The 14,499-nt window shown below is 50.5% G+C and carries 10 protein-coding genes and 1 tRNA gene; 9 read left to right on the plus strand and 2 right to left on the minus strand.

Annotation, left to right across the window (positions count from 1 at the left end; all coding sequences use genetic code 11):
- Window positions 1–2 precede the first annotated feature (2 nt).
- From OQ371_RS23845 to OQ371_RS23885, 9 genes are all read left to right on the plus strand, one after another.
- On the plus strand, window positions 3–2,564 hold the full coding sequence (locus OQ371_RS23845) for a hypothetical protein (protein WP_265990887.1): 2,562 nt from the start codon (window positions 3–5) through the stop codon (window positions 2,562–2,564).
- A gap of 3 nt (window positions 2,565–2,567) precedes the next feature.
- A complete protein-coding gene (locus OQ371_RS23850) occupies window positions 2,568–4,571 on the plus strand; it encodes a hypothetical protein (protein WP_265990890.1) in 2,004 nt (667 codons plus the stop codon).
- Entirely contained in the window at window positions 4,568–5,056 is a 489-nt protein-coding gene (locus OQ371_RS23855) for a hypothetical protein (protein ID WP_265990891.1), read from the plus strand. The genes OQ371_RS23850 and OQ371_RS23855 overlap by 4 nt, the downstream gene beginning before the upstream one ends.
- A 7-nt stretch (window positions 5,057–5,063) precedes the next feature.
- On the plus strand, window positions 5,064–8,363 hold the full coding sequence (locus OQ371_RS23860) for a phage tail tape measure protein (RefSeq protein WP_265990892.1): 3,300 nt from the start codon (window positions 5,064–5,066) through the stop codon (window positions 8,361–8,363).
- Window positions 8,364–8,741: 378 nt separating this feature from the next.
- Window positions 8,742–9,569 (plus strand): abortive infection system antitoxin AbiGi family protein, encoded by an 828-nt coding sequence (locus OQ371_RS23865; protein WP_265990893.1) that lies wholly within the window; start codon window positions 8,742–8,744, stop codon window positions 9,567–9,569.
- Window positions 9,570–9,578: 9 nt separating this feature from the next.
- The gene (locus OQ371_RS23870) at window positions 9,579–10,148 is read left to right on the plus strand and encodes a recombinase family protein (protein WP_265990895.1); all 570 of its coding nucleotides are present in this window, start codon (window positions 9,579–9,581) and stop codon (window positions 10,146–10,148) included.
- Between the two features lie 5 nt (window positions 10,149–10,153).
- Complete coding sequence (locus OQ371_RS23875; RefSeq protein ID WP_265990896.1) at window positions 10,154–10,561, plus strand: hypothetical protein; 408 nt, start codon at window positions 10,154–10,156, stop codon at window positions 10,559–10,561.
- A gap of 46 nt (window positions 10,562–10,607) precedes the next feature.
- Entirely contained in the window at window positions 10,608–11,093 is a 486-nt protein-coding gene (locus tag OQ371_RS23880) for a hypothetical protein (protein ID WP_265990897.1), read from the plus strand.
- Window positions 11,094–11,233: 140 nt separating this feature from the next.
- Window positions 11,234–12,829, plus strand: coding sequence for a P-loop NTPase fold protein (locus OQ371_RS23885; RefSeq protein WP_265990899.1), 1,596 nt, complete (start codon window positions 11,234–11,236; stop codon window positions 12,827–12,829).
- A gap of 55 nt (window positions 12,830–12,884) precedes the next feature.
- Here the strand turns inward: OQ371_RS23885 and OQ371_RS23890 are convergent, their stop codons facing one another.
- Both OQ371_RS23890 and OQ371_RS23895 read right to left on the minus strand, forming a co-directional pair.
- A complete protein-coding gene (locus tag OQ371_RS23890) occupies window positions 12,885–14,132 on the minus strand; it encodes a site-specific integrase (protein WP_265990900.1) in 1,248 nt (415 codons plus the stop codon).
- Between the two features lie 179 nt (window positions 14,133–14,311).
- Window positions 14,312–14,396, minus strand: a tRNA-Ser gene (locus OQ371_RS23895).
- Window positions 14,397–14,499 lie beyond the last annotated feature (103 nt).

Below are 14,499 nucleotides of genomic sequence, written 5' to 3' on the forward strand. Positions count from 1 at the left end.
CGATGAGAAAGTTTCTTTTGCTTTTAGGGCTGCTTTATACGCAGCTTTCGGTTGCCCAGATCGGGTATAAAATGACTGGCGCTATCAAACAAGGCCAGCGTAATGTGACCATTGTCAGCGGCCCGGGCAGTGCGACCGTCGTCGGTGACTTCGATGCGTCGCTGCCCGGAACGATTAACCAGGCCAACACCAGCGTGGCCGGGGAGCTGCCGGTTTCCAACGGTCAGAACGGTCTGCACATTTTCGACTACACGAAAGTGGCTAAGCCCGGCGAGTTTGTGCACATCCACGGCCAGTTTGACACGACGGCCACCGCGCACTTCTACGTGAACGGGGGCACCCGGTTTTCCCAGTTGCTGCCGCCGGTGGGCTACGTAAAAAATAAAAACAACCTGACCGTCCAGATCCCGGTCATGACGCCCCTGGGCGAGTACAAGCTGTTTATAAAGGACGGCTCGGGCCGCTCGGAATTCGTGTGCATCAACCAGGCGGAGGGCTGGGGCATGGACTCCAAGGTGATTTACGCCGGCACCAAGTTTATGATCACCGGCGACAACCTGACGCTGGGTGACCGGCGGCCGACGCTCCGGCTTCGGGACGTGGTTTCGGGCAGCTACCTGCCCGCTACGTTTGTTGCGGCCCGGTCGAACCGCGCGGCCACCAACTGGAAAATGCCGCTGGGCGTCACGGTTGGCCGGACGTATGAGCTGTGGGTCAGCAATGGCTACAGTGCCGAAACGAAAATGGCGCAAACCGTTAGTGCTGTCACGGCTCCGGCGAGGGACTATTTCGACATCGGAACCGGCTGGGCGGCTTATTTCCCCAAATCGCTCTACGACAACGTCTATAACCTGAAAACCGACAGCCGACTAACGACGAAAGCGACGGGTGACGGGGTTGCCAACGAACGCTCGGCCTTCCTGGAAGCGATGGCCGATGGGGCGGCTGATGGGGGCGCGGTGCTTGACTTAGGGGAAGGGACCTTCAATTTGACCACCTCCAGCTCAAACATAAACCTGAACGTACCCGATGGGATTGTCTTTCGGGGCGCGGGCCGGGGCCGAACCACGATCCTCTACAGCGCGGCCAGCGCCACCCAGTATTTTCTCTCCATTGCGAGTGGGGACGCCCGGGTGGGCTTTGTGGGCATCACCTTTAAAAACACCGACACCGGGGCCAGTGACCTGACGTTCTCCGACATCGAGGGCGACAACATCTTTTTTAATGACTGTGATATTCAGCTCGGCCTGGGCCGGACGATGGAAGTCAACGGCGCGGAGCACTTTGCGTTTATCCGCTCGCGGGTGGGCCAGAGTGGATCGAACGGTATACGCGGCCCCTTCCGGCTGTTTGAAACTTCCAAAGCCGTTGTGCGGGATTCCGAGATTCCCGTCACCCAGAGCTGGAGCACCTACAACTGCCGGGAGCTGTTTATCTATCGCAATGTGGTAATGCGGGACATCGCCAAGCCGAAGATCGACAACGTTATTTACCACTCGCTGACGCTGGATTTCTGCTGGAATAGCTACATCGGCGAGAACGAATTTCCGATGATCAACGGGCCGAGCCGGAAATCGGATGGATCACTGTTTCAGGACGACGGCGAAACGATCATCTGCGAGGCCGGCGGGGCCAAATATCCCAACGGGGACACCGGTACCATCACCAGCGCCACCGCCACGGTGCTGACGGTCAATTCCCGCTCGGGAGCCACTTCGTTTACGACTGACGTTACGGAGGACACCTGGCTGCAAATCACCTACGGCAAGGGGGAAGGGCAATTGGTGCGGGCCGTTTCCCGAACCGCCAATACCATTACGCTGGCCGAACCGCTGAAAGTGATTCCCGATGGTACTTCGGGCTATGCGACCTTGCCGCTGGGATTGAAAAATGTGAATTTTTACAACAACAACTTTTCCAACCAGCAGCGGGCGTACTTCATCTATTTTGCCCCCTACTCGAACGTAAGGATCTACGGCGGTCTGATTAAAAATTCGCAGGGTGTGGCCATTGTCCAGATCCAGCGGTATACCGACAACCTGACAACCAAGCCTAAGTACACGCCGGGCCGGAACCTGGTGGTCGAGGACGTGGAGGTCGACGGATCGACCGATGCGGTAAATGATGGTGTGATCGGGCTGCGCTGTAATCAGGAGAAAATTCCCGATACCTGGGGACCCCAGGCGCTGAACTCCACGTTTCGCCGGTGCAGCCTGAAAAACTCCGCGCCGACTCGCTTCGCGGAAAAAACGGCGATTGACCCGTTCCAGCCCTCGATCTACGCCCACCAGCAGTACAACCGGGCGTCCGGTGCCCATTTCAATTTCAATTCACCGGCCAAGGTAGTCCTGAACACCTCCTTTGAGAGCTGCTCGGTGCAGGACAATGTCAGCCCCTCGTTTCAACTATCCTCCGGCGTGGCCAATACGGTGATTGCCTACCCGATTTACATCAATTCTCCCGTCTACCAGGCCAGCCAGGATATCAAGCCGGATCTCTCATCGGGCGTAGGAGGCACCATTGGAAGCACCAACACCGTCGTGGTGACCGCGCCGAATAACTAATCCATGATTCAAATCCGCAACCAGCAGGGCGAATACCTTCACCTCAGCCCAGGGCAGCGCCTGACCATCGAGCAGGCGTCTACCCTGCTGATTGACGATGAGAAGACGCCCGGCTCCTTCTCCTACCCGATCCGTTTTCCCCTGGATGATCATAACCAGCGCTTTTTAGGATACGCTTACCGGCCGGACGTGCTCAACGTTAAAATGGAGCTGCCGGTGCAGGTAAACCTGCAGGGCCATTTGTACCGGCGGTGCACCATGCGCTACCGAATCAGCGATATGGTGGGCGATGGGTACCTGGTGATTGATTCGGGGGAAGTAGCCGATCGGCTGAAGAAAACCACGCTGGCCGAGCTGCTGCCGGCGGAAATGCCCTTCGGGATGAACCTGCCCTTTGTGCGTCAGGAGTTGGGCACGTGGATGCAATACTACGCCAGCCAGGCCCCGGGCCTGGAGCCGTTTACGTTCTTTCCAATCCGGGCGGACGGTTTCATGGACGACATCAAGGAGTTCAACAGCGAGAAGATGCCCGGCTACGTGCAGCGCTTTTACCTCAACAGCTTCGGCCGATCGGGCTTCCGGACGGATTCGCCAGGCAACTACGGCCTGCACGCGGTGCCCCAGTTTTACCTGGTCTACATCTTAAAGCAGATCATGGCCGGCCTGGGCTACCAACTGGAGGGCGACTGGATCGAAGATCCCGAGACCCAGCGCCTGGTGGTGATGAACAACACGGCGATGGTGGCCAACATCAAAACCGGCGCAGTGTACAAGGTTAACCCCGGGCTGTCGGTACCGGAAATGACCGCCGGCGATTTCTTAAAAGCCGTCTGCCAGCGGTTTGGCCTGATCGTGCTTTACGACGCCAACTCCAGCTGCGCCCGGATTCGCACGTTTACCAGTATTCTAAAAAGCAATATTGTCGATCTGTCCACTTACCAGCTCCAGGGCTACAGTGTGGAGGGGGCCGAGCAGCAGGGCTACAGCGTGCGGGATTTCATCGACGAAAAGGACCGCCTGTTTGCAAACACCCGCGTCACGCCCAAAATCGTGGGGACGGGCAAAACCGACGTGCAGCTCCGCGCGGGCGCTCCGAAGATGATCCGGGAGGCCAACGAGTTTATAAACGGCGGGATCTGGCGCACGCCCTACACCGGTGATCCGGGCAACCTGCTCGATATAATTTACAACGGCTCGAGTCGTTATCTCAAAGACGGCAAGCGCCCCAACCTGCCGTCCCTGCGGTTTGTCAGCTATAGAGGAATGCAGCCCGATTTTGTGGGCAACCTCTACCCCCAGGCGCTTTCGGATGGCCTGGATTCGCTGCTGGCCCGGGTGGGTCCGGCGACGGAATTCGATGGGCAGTTCGGCCTCTGGGAGCAGCGCTTAAAGCGGTATTATTTTTTCCGCAACAATTCCCGCAAAATCACGGCAAACCTGCTGTTGCCCGTTTCTGAATTAAGCCGGCTAAAACTTGATGAGCGGGTGGGCCTGCGCCTGGAGAGTAACATCCTGGCCGGCTACCTCATCCAGAAATTAACGTTCGAAGCGGGCAGCAGCAGCCAGGTGAAAGTGCGCCTGGAGATGCAGACGCTCCCGCCACTGCCCGAGAGCACCGACTCGCTGGGCTACGTGGAGGAGGAAACCGCACTCTGGATTCGCCTGGAGATTCAGGAAGGGGCCGCGACCTCGGTCGATACCGGCAGCTCCACGACGACCCAGACCGTCGCTCAGATCGTGGTGTATTTCTTCAAGGACCGGGCCGCTACCATCCCGGCCAACGTCACCGGCCAGCCGATCAATTTCTACATCGAGACCACCTCACAGATCGGCGGCTATACCTCCAACGTCCTGACGGCCACCGTTACCGGCAACGGCTCGGCGGTCGCCTTTAAGGATGTGATCACCTACCGGCATACTACCGACAACCGCTCCGGCGAAGTGCTCGAGGACGAAACCGTCACGTATTCGCTCGAACTCGGCCCGGGTTACAATCCTTTGTCATGAATTATAGTGATCTGGACATCAACGCAAAAATTAACCTGAAAGCCGCCCTTCGGGCCTGGGCGAAGTATTCGGTTGATCACTTCCAGGACGAGCTGGATAAAAAGGTATACCGGAGTAAGGTGCTCACCCGTAAAAAAGGGGGTCGCGATAGCAAAGGGCGGTTTACCTCCGCTCCTCCCCGCCGTTCCGGAGCCCTGCGCAAATCCTGGTGGACGTCCGTCCAGGGCGACCGCGTCACCCTTCTATTTCTGCAGTACGGCCGCTACGTCGATATGGGCGTGGGCAAGGGCGTCAGTCACACGGATCGGGTGGTCAGCCGCCTGATCCGCGATGACGCCCCGGGCCGGCGCAGAAAGCCCTGGTATAGTAAACGCAAAGGCTACGAGATCCGACGCCTGCGCGAAATTCTCACCCAAATGCACGTTTCGATCCCCGTCGACGCGATCGAAAACGCCCTCACTTTCTCCGTAAACTTATCCGTCTAGCCACCTCATGGCCAACCAGAACGAACGAGCCGTTATCGACTTAGTCATTAATGGCAAACAGTCCGAAACCACCCTGAAAGAAGTAGCCACCGCGGCCGTCAATGCTCGCAAAGAGCTGAACAAAATGCGGGAAAGCGACAACCCACAGGCGTATGCCGCCAAAGTTGCCCAGGTCAAAGCCCTCAACCAGGCGATGGCCGACCACAACGAGAAGCTGCGGGCGACGCGCAAAGCCACCGACGACTGGGGGCTGAGCTGGAAAAGCATTGCCCAGGGCGTGCTCGGGGGAAATGCCCTGACGGCTGGTTTCAATATGCTGTTGTCAGTCGGTCCCAAAGTGCTCGACCAGGGCATGAAGATCAAGGACAGTTTTGCCGACATTGGCAAGGCCACCGGGCTATCGGACGGGGAGGTTAAAAAGCTCAATGAGAGTCTGAAACAGATCAACACCCGCACGGCCACCGAGGAGCTGCGCAACATTGCGGTGGTGGGTGGCCAGCTCGGGGTGACCAATGATCAGCTGCTGGGCTTTGTGGAAAACGCCGACAAAGCCGTCGTCGCCCTGGGCGATGAATTCAGTGGTGGCGTTGAGGAGGTTTCCAAGTCGATCGGTGGGATGGCAAAGCTATTCAAGGAAACCAAGGACATGGACATCGGGCCGGCCATCAACAACATCGGTAGCGCCCTCAACGAACTGGGAGCCGCCGGATCAGCGACCGCTCCGGTGGTGGCCGAGTTCACGACTCGCATGGGGCAGCTCGGCGATCTATCCCCCCAGATCAGCGAGACGATGGGCCTGGGTGCCGCCCTGCAGGAGCTGGGCCTGAGTGCTGAAATTGGTGCTGGCGGTTTATCGAATATTTTGTTAACCGCGGCTAAAGACACCGCTACGTTTGCTAAGCAGCTCGGTCTGTCGGAGCAGGCCATGAAGGAGCTGATCAACACCAACCCCAACGAATTTTTACTGAAACTAGCCGAGTCGCTGAAGAACCTGCCGGCGGATCAGCAGGCCAAGGCCCTCGACGCCCTGGGCATCAAATCCCAGGAGGCTACGAAGGTAATGTCGCTCTTAGCCAACCAGACCGATATGGTCCGCCAGAAGCAGGAGCTGGCCAGCAAGGCAATGGCCGAGGGCACCAGTTTGACCAATGAGTTCAATAAAAAGAATTTTGACCTGGCGGTTAATTTAAAGCGCATCCGGGAGTGGGTAGATAATCTTTTGCAGGGCGACGGCATTCAGGGCCTGGCGGCTGCTTTTGTGGAAGCGACCACCCGAGTACTGGGCCTGACGACGGCCAGCGAAGCGGCCACGAAAGAATTTAACCGGCAGAAATCGGAGGTTGAAAACCTAGAAAAAACGTTGCCTGGCCTGGCCAAACGCCACGACGAGCTGAAAAGCAAATCCAAGTTGAATAAAGAAGAGCAGGAGGAACTGAAAAAGGTGGTGGCCCAGATCGCCGAGACCGTTCCCTCAGCCGTCACCGAGTGGGATGAATACGGCCGGGCGCTGGGCGTCAACACCCAGAAAGCCCGGGAATTTATCAAGACGCAGCGCGCGCTGCTGGAGTATCAAAACCGTGATGCAATCGAGGAATCAGAGTCGGAACTGGAGCGGCTCGAACGTCGGCAGAAAACCCTCCAGGCGAAGCTAAAATCCGGGAAGGAGAGCTACACTACCACCGGCGGCATTGTCGAGTCGACGATGACCAACGAGCAGATCGCCGGCTACGTCAAAGATTTAACCAAGGTGTCCGCCGAAGCGGATAACGTCCGGGCGCGGCTCAAGGGTTTGAAAGGTGAAATGCTGGAGACAGCGGCCGCTCCTGCTCCGGGTGCTGGAAAGCCCACACCTGGCCAGCCCAAAACCGGCACCTCAACCTTGGAAACCAAAGAGCAGGAATCAGCCCGGAAGTCTAAAATCAAAGCCGCCGAAAAAGCCGAAGACGATCTGGAGAAAATGTTGGCCACCGCCCGGGCGAAACACGAAGAATCCCTGCACAACGAGTTCGGCAAAGAGCAGCTGCTGTTTGGGCAGAAATATTCGAAAATGTACGAGCTGGCCAAGGGCAATAAGGACCAGATGGCCCAGATTACCGAGCTGATGTACAAGGAGCTGGCCGACATTGAGGCCCGCGAGGCTGAGCGCCAAAAGGTCAAGCGCGAGGCTGAAATGAAAGCCAAAGTCAAGGCGTCGGAAGAAGCCCTGGAGCTGGTGATGGAGAATAAAAAATCCGAACTGGCCCTGGACGTGGCGGGTAAAAAAGTAACGGCCGAGGATGCCAAGACCCGGGAGCTGGAGCTGGAGCAGACTTACCTGGAGGCCAAGCGCCTGCTGTATGAGGGCTATTACCAGCAGCTTGAAGCCCTCGGGTTTACCGATAAGGAAAAACAGACGGCCATCGCCGAAGAAAAAAAGGCCAACCTGGCCAAGATCGACCAGGACATTGCTCAGTCCACGACGGACCAGACGCTGAGCCGAATGGATGCGGCCGAATCCTACAAACAGAAAACGCTGGAGGTTAACACCTACGTCAAGGAGGCCGAGTTTGACCTGGTGGCCGCCAAACGCGAAGCAGCCGCCCAGGGCCTGGCCATCCTGTCGAGTTTCTTCAAAGAATCTTCCGGGATTCAAAAAGCCTTGTTTGTAGCGGAGAAGGCGTTTGCGATCGGCGGGATTATCGTGTCACTCCAGAAGCAACTGGCCGCAATCAGCCTGGCCGCTGCTGAGCAGGCCGCGCAGGCCAGCGCAATCCCGATTGTGGGGCCGGCCCTGGCGGCAGCCGCCAAAGCGGCCGGAATTAAAAATGCCCTGGCCGCAAAGGTGCAGGCGGGGATGAGCATCGCCACCATCGCCGGGCAAACCATCCAGGGCGTGGCCATGAAAGCGGCCGGGGGTTTTACCGACGTGGAGACGATGTACGGCAACCCTTCCGGCTTCGTCGATGGGCCTACCCTGTTTGCCCAGGGCAAACGGTCATTCGTCGCTGGGGAGGCCGGCCGGGAATTTGTGATCAGCAATCCGGCCCTCCGGACGCCGGCCATCGCCAATATTGCGGGAATCCTAGACACGGTGCAGAAAACCGGGAATTTCGGAGCCGCCGGCAGCATGATGGCCGGCGCGATGGGTGGCCCGAGCACTGAAATGCTGGGAGCCATTCTAGCCGAGCTGCAGGCTAACCGGCGGGAGCTGCAACAGGTTCGCCAGGTGACCCAGGAGGCCGGTGCACGGCCGGTGGCGTTTAACTTCCACCAGTTCGAGGACACGCAAGCCTTTCTGGCCCAGATCCGCGAGGAAACCACGTATTAATATAGTAGCTTTGCAGTGCTCAAGTTCAAAAATGCATAGGTGCCAGCATCGCCAACTCCGGAGGGCGGTGCTGTGCGCCGGTGCCTATATTATAATGATATAGGCGGAACCTATGTGTAAGGAACTTGAGCGACCGGCCGCCAGCACCGCCCCTTTTCTTTCCGACCATACCACCATATTTTAGCCCCCGATCTTAACTAGGTCGAGGGTTATTTTTTATACTGTTCAGAAAATCGCCTTTACCCTCCAGAAACTGTACACATTTTTTTGAACAGCTTCTTTGAACAGGTATCTTTAATACTGCCGACCGGTTTTGGTGACCTCGTTAATGTTCAGGAAACCGGTCCTTTTATTAAACGTTATTACAATTCATAAAATATGGCTGTTCATTCAGAATCACTATTCCATTTTACTCGAAGCATTGATGGTCTACTCGGAATACTCAGAAATGGATTTTACCCCTACTATTGCCCAGAAGTGCATGTATGGCAGGAAGATCCATTCAAAGTTTTACAATGTGCCGCACATCCTATGGTCTGTTTTTGTGATATTCCCTTATCGCAAATCTCAATACATCAGCAAACATATGGTACGTATGGCATAGGTATGTCAAAAGCCTGGCGACGGTATTTCAATTTAAATCCAGTTATTTATTGTCAACAGGATGCGTTTGTACATGAAGCTATTGGAGATATTATGCCCATGTATAGACAGCTAGAAAAAGCTGGCTTAGACAATAATAAGATTAAGAAATGGGGCCTAAAGGATGATGTAGCTTTCGTGATGGGTTTTGCAAAATTACTACAATTACCAAGTCTTGTTAAATTGATTGAAGGTCCTGTATTTATTAAGGAAAGAAACGATTGGGACACCAAGTTGACACCGTTTTATAGAGAAAGGGAATGGAGAATTGTACCCGACTTTCGTCTAGTGCATGGGATCTTAGATACTGTAGTGGACATCTCGACCTATTCTGACCCAATTAAAAGAAACAAGATCAACAAAAAGGCTGAGAAATTTTCTTTGTCAGTCTTCGTTAGAAATTGGTCTGATATACAGTATATTATATTAAGTAAAGACGCTGAAGTACCGGATTTTATTAAAGAATTTACAATAATTTGTAAAGATAAAGGGCTTACGAATGACCAAATACAAATTTTACTTACTAGGGTGAAAACGTCAGAAAGAATACAACTAGATTATTAGGCGAATATCATGAAAATTGGCTACGCCCGGGTTTCGACCCTCGACCAGAATCTTACCCTACAGATCGATGCCCTTCAAAAAGTCGGCTGTGAAAAAATCTTCCAAGAAAAAATAAGTGGCTCCAAAGTCCAACGCCCCCAGCTCGACAAAATGCTCGAGCACGTCCGGGCCGGTGATACCGTTGTCGTTTGGAAACTGGATCGGCTCGGCCGGAGCCTACAGCACCTGATCGAATTGGTGGGCAATCTGGAAAAGAAGGACGCCGGCCTGATCAGCCTGAACGACCCGGTCGATACCACCACTGCTCAAGGTAGACTCGTATTCCGAATCTTCGCCAGCTTGGCCGAGTTCGAGCGGGAGCTGATTCGTGAGCGCACACTGGCCGGCGTTGCTGCAGCCAAAGCGAAAGGGGTCATTCTGGGTCGGCCAGAGGGATTATCAGCCGACGCTAAGAAGCAGGCCCGGGTTGTAGAGTCACTTCACAAAGATGGAGTATCTGTCGCGGAGGTTGCCCGGCAGCTAAAAATCAGTCGTACCACCGTCTATTCATATCTTAAGCATCGAGGAATTGAATATTAGGCTTTATGAAAATTACTCCCCTACCCTCACACCCACCCCGGGGCTTTGCCAACTGGACAAGGCTTTACGAAGATGTTATTAAAATATTGCGACCAGGGGAAGAAACCTTTATACTACATGAAATGCCCGATCCAGCCTTAAAGCGGCAAAAATTATTGGTCACTATTCACCCAACCTTGCATTACTTGGCGGATTTAAAGGAAAAAGTTTTTAAGGAACTATGGCAACACCGTCTCAGCGTGGAGGATGTAAACACCTTGACCACGGTTGGACGGCGATTTCACGAAAACCGGTTTGCTACCTCATCAGACGATTCCACCACCTGGCCCACTGATAAGGCCGTCAAAGATTTTTATAGTTTACTGGAGCGGCTCAATATCCAGTGGCGAGAGGATCAGCTAAAAGAGAAATAAAATTCTGGCCATTCCTATATATTTGCCATTACGAAAATTCGTAATTATGAAACACGTATTTATACTTCTGTTTATTTCGATTCCTTTTCTCAGTGCAGCCCAGTGTAAACTGACTACTACAAAAGACCCCTTCACCAAGGTGGAGACTAAACTAGGTTATGTCGATAATCGCATGGTCCATATAGTTAGTTTGGCCACTTCTAGCAAAGGTGATACAACCCTTAGTGTTGCATTTTTAGGTAATGCGTCCTACGTAGCCGATACTGCAAGCCGGGTTATGGTCCTGCTGTCGGATGAAACAGTTATGGAGCTTCCCAATAGAACGTACTACCAGACTGCAAACGGCCCTTTAGCAGTAAACGGAATTCTAAAAACTGATCAACTCAAAAAATTGGTATCCACGCCAATTAAGCAGATCCGTTTAACTGGTGTTGAAATGAATGCAGCGAAGATGGTTAACGGCTATGATATAGATATTCACGCCACCAAATACAAAAAGCTTCAAGAGATAGCAGGGTGCTTTTTCAAATAAAAGTTCTGTACCTAGCAAATTGAGAAAGTACTTAAATACCTTTCCCTAAACACTTGTAATTAGAAAGCAATAGATCATAAATCATCCATGTTAATTTATTGTGTCATTTCTTTACTATCATAATATAATTTATATAACAAATGATTAGCCACATTGATGTCGAAAGTCCAGAGATTTTATTTGAAAATCATTTCAATGAATCTAGCAACAAAAGGATATTATTTTCAGGAGAATTTGGATGCGGAAAAACATATTTCTTAAATCACTTTTTTGAAGCTAGGAAAGAAAATATAAATACATTTTGGCTATCACCTGTCAAGTATTCTATAGGTCAAAATGAAGATATTATAGAATATATTAAAATAAATATTGCTTTACAGTTATTAAAAAGGCCTGAAATATTGCCAATTGTTAAAGAAAAATATGATGAAGATCTTTTTATATTTGAATATATTAAAAACAAACCACTAGAAATAGTAAAACTCTTAGTATCCTGTGTGGAGGCATTAGGAGTTACTACTGGCCCGGTAGAAAAGGTTCTTGATACATTGAAAAATTATGGTGAATATTCAGAAAAATTAAAAGATAATTTACAAAATGAAGAGCAAAGCATAACTAAATATCTTAAGCAAATTGTCAATATAAAAGGCTCTATATTCGAAGATGATATAATTTCCCAATCTATTCGTGCAATATTGCATCGATGCAAAGCTGAAAACAGACAAAATATCTTAATAATTGATGATTTTGACCGTTTAGACCCAGAACACATTTTCAGAATTCTAAATATTTTAAGCGTTCATAATGATTACTTTGAAACTAATAATAAATTTGATTTTGACAAAATTATTATTGTGTGTGACTATCACAATATAAGAAAAATATATCAGTATAAGTACGGACCTGAAGTAGACTACAAGGGATATATAAATAAATTTTATTCCAATGATATTTTTCACTTTACCAATGAAGGGGCAATATCATATTATTGTGAGAATCAGTTAGCAGACGTTTTAAGTTTTAAACACGACGCTTGTAAGAAGACATTAGGGTTATTGCTCTCACAATTTGTAAAGCACAAAATCATTACAATGAGACAAATTGTAAAGCAGAATATAGGAATAAGCTTTAAAAGCTTCTCTTTCGGACCCTATACCTGTACGATACCCTCAGGGTGGTTTATGGATCCACCGGGAGATTTTTTCAAACGAACAAATGTATATTCATTTGAACCTTCAAAAGTTCAATTTTTCTTCCAAACGAATGATTTTCCCTTTTTACAAATAATAAAATCTTTAACAATAATTTTTGGAAGTTATGACAATTTAATGGAGGCAATTGATAGGATAAAAAAAGAATCAGCACCTATTGATCCTCCAACCACAATTATTTTAATTAAAGCGATAATGCCTCTTTACCATCTAATTTGCAATGACCAAAATCATAATGATTTAGTATATAGGATTGAGGCTGACCCACGTGGTAATGGAAAGTGGATCGGGTTTCCAACAAACAATTTTCTATCCTTAGATTATATAGTACCTACCGGCTGGAACAACAGAAATCCTTATGACCCGAGCTTGAGCTACTTTCATAATATAATTGATGAATTGAATAAATGGGGGTCTGCTGAAGAAAGTACAGCGTCAGATTACAAGATTTTATTTCATCAGTTAGAAACTATATTAGATTTTCTCAATAAGAAAAATTTCCTACACCCACTAGGCATATCTTAAGTATAAAGCAGAGAATATTCTCTGCTTTATACTTAGCTGTCATTCTACCTTATCTTCATTTTTTTATTGAAGTTTTTTCTAACTCGTGGATCACCCGGCGCTCATCCGGACGACCGTACACCTCTAGCCCTTTGCTGGACTTTCTCCCGAGTAGCACCATCACCGCGTCGGTGGTCAGGTGCAGTTCATTGAAACACCAGTCCGTAAACGTTTTACATCCAGCTTTTGAAGATAGCTCTGGAGGCAAGTCCAGAGCTGCCGCCACCAGCTTCAGTAGATCATTAAATTTAGATAGTGGCCGGATCGGGAGATGCTCCCACCCCCCGTACTTCTCGACGATCTGTTTTACTTCGTTAAACTGAGGAACTCGAGCAGCTACCTTGGTTTTGATACGTTTTTTAATCAACCAGGGCTTCCCGTCGATTCCTTGCTGGAGCGCAGTTTTGTGCTCCTTTACAAAGTCCTCCAGATCGCCGTAATGATAGCCAGTTCGGCAGAGGATTACCATGATGTCAGCGGTCTGTTGCAGTTTGCTGTTTTTAAATTTGTGTCGGCTGAGCTGCCCAAATTGCTCCGGAGTCAAAAAGACCGGATCGCCGTACTCGGCTCCTTTCACCCTATGCCCTTCGAGTGGGTTGGTGTCGATCAGTTTTTTGAGTCTGGCCCACGTCAGCACGTTTTTAATCGTCTGGCTGTGCTTGGAAATGTAGCTGTCGGAGTGCCCCTTCTGTGTGGCATTGACCTGCACTTGTGCCATCCACGAGCGGTACTTTTTTAGCCAGGCTAAATCGAAATCTTCCGCCGGCAGATCCAGAGCTTTTTTAGCAATCAAAAAATCGATCACTTTTTTGCGAACGTTGTTGTACACCGTTACGCTGCTACCATTTAGATTGCGCTCTCGGTCCTCTTTACAATCTTTAATGTACAGATCGAAGATGCTAGTCATCGAAAGGGATTGCTGGCCATTAAGATGCAGTCGTTTGATTTTGCCGGCTGTAATCTTTTCTTTCTTCCTGAATAGATCGTTGAAAATTGCCGACAGGTGGGATTTTAAGATGAGCAACTGCTCATTTTTAAAGTGAGAATGTGGATCATTGTCCAGGACTCGTTCACTGGTGGCATCCCAGTCGTTGTACCAAATGGTAATTCCTGTTGAACCAATGTCCTGCCGTTCCCCGTTCACGGAGATCCGACAATAAATTTGGGCATAACCCTTCTTTTTGCTTTTGTGTCGCCAAAAGCTCACTTCCATACGCACTAAGTTCATTAAAGCACTCAAATGTTTGGTTGAGTGCATGTTCATACGATAATTATACCTACATGTAGCGGAGAGAGTGCCACCAGACGATTATGGTGCCACCAGAAGTACCTGGCGAATTGTCAGACATGTGTTAATAGGCGGGAAAGCAGGAAAGACAAGGCACAAAAAAAACCCTGACGGGTTTCGACGTCAGGGCACACGGTCAATTTACAGACACTTTGCAGAGGGAGAGGGATTCGAACCCCCGGACCTGTTACAGTCAACAGTTTTCAAGACTGCCGCGATCGACCACTCCGCCATCCCTCTATTGGTCACTTATTGTGGGTGCAAAAGTAAGAGACTTTTTGATTCTTGTCAATACTCCAGCAAATTTTCCTCAATTTTTTCGTTTCCATCCCCTAACTTGCCA

Source organism: Larkinella insperata (genome assembly GCF_026248825.1).
Taxonomy (GTDB): domain Bacteria; phylum Bacteroidota; class Bacteroidia; order Cytophagales; family Spirosomataceae; genus Larkinella; species Larkinella insperata.

Excerpts from the sequence above, each read along its gene's own strand:
- OQ371_RS23870 (WP_265990895.1), top strand. The coding sequence starts at position 9,579 with ATGAAAATTGGCTACGCCCGGGTTTCGACCCTCGACCAGAATCTTACC.
- OQ371_RS23850 (WP_265990890.1), top strand. The coding sequence starts at position 2,568 with ATGATTCAAATCCGCAACCAGCAGGGCGAATACCTTCACCTCAGCCCA.
- OQ371_RS23875 (WP_265990896.1), top strand. The coding sequence starts at position 10,154 with ATGAAAATTACTCCCCTACCCTCACACCCACCCCGGGGCTTTGCCAAC.
- OQ371_RS23860 (WP_265990892.1), top strand. The coding sequence starts at position 5,064 with ATGGCCAACCAGAACGAACGAGCCGTTATCGACTTAGTCATTAATGGC.
- OQ371_RS23885 (WP_265990899.1), top strand. The coding sequence starts at position 11,234 with ATGATTAGCCACATTGATGTCGAAAGTCCAGAGATTTTATTTGAAAAT.
- OQ371_RS23845 (WP_265990887.1), top strand. The coding sequence starts at position 3 with ATGAGAAAGTTTCTTTTGCTTTTAGGGCTGCTTTATACGCAGCTTTCG.
- OQ371_RS23865 (WP_265990893.1), top strand. The coding sequence starts at position 8,742 with ATGGCTGTTCATTCAGAATCACTATTCCATTTTACTCGAAGCATTGAT.
- OQ371_RS23855 (WP_265990891.1), top strand. The coding sequence starts at position 4,568 with ATGAATTATAGTGATCTGGACATCAACGCAAAAATTAACCTGAAAGCC.
- OQ371_RS23890 (WP_265990900.1), bottom strand. The coding sequence starts at position 14,132 with ATGAACATGCACTCAACCAAACATTTGAGTGCTTTAATGAACTTAGTG.
- OQ371_RS23880 (WP_265990897.1), top strand. The coding sequence starts at position 10,608 with ATGAAACACGTATTTATACTTCTGTTTATTTCGATTCCTTTTCTCAGT.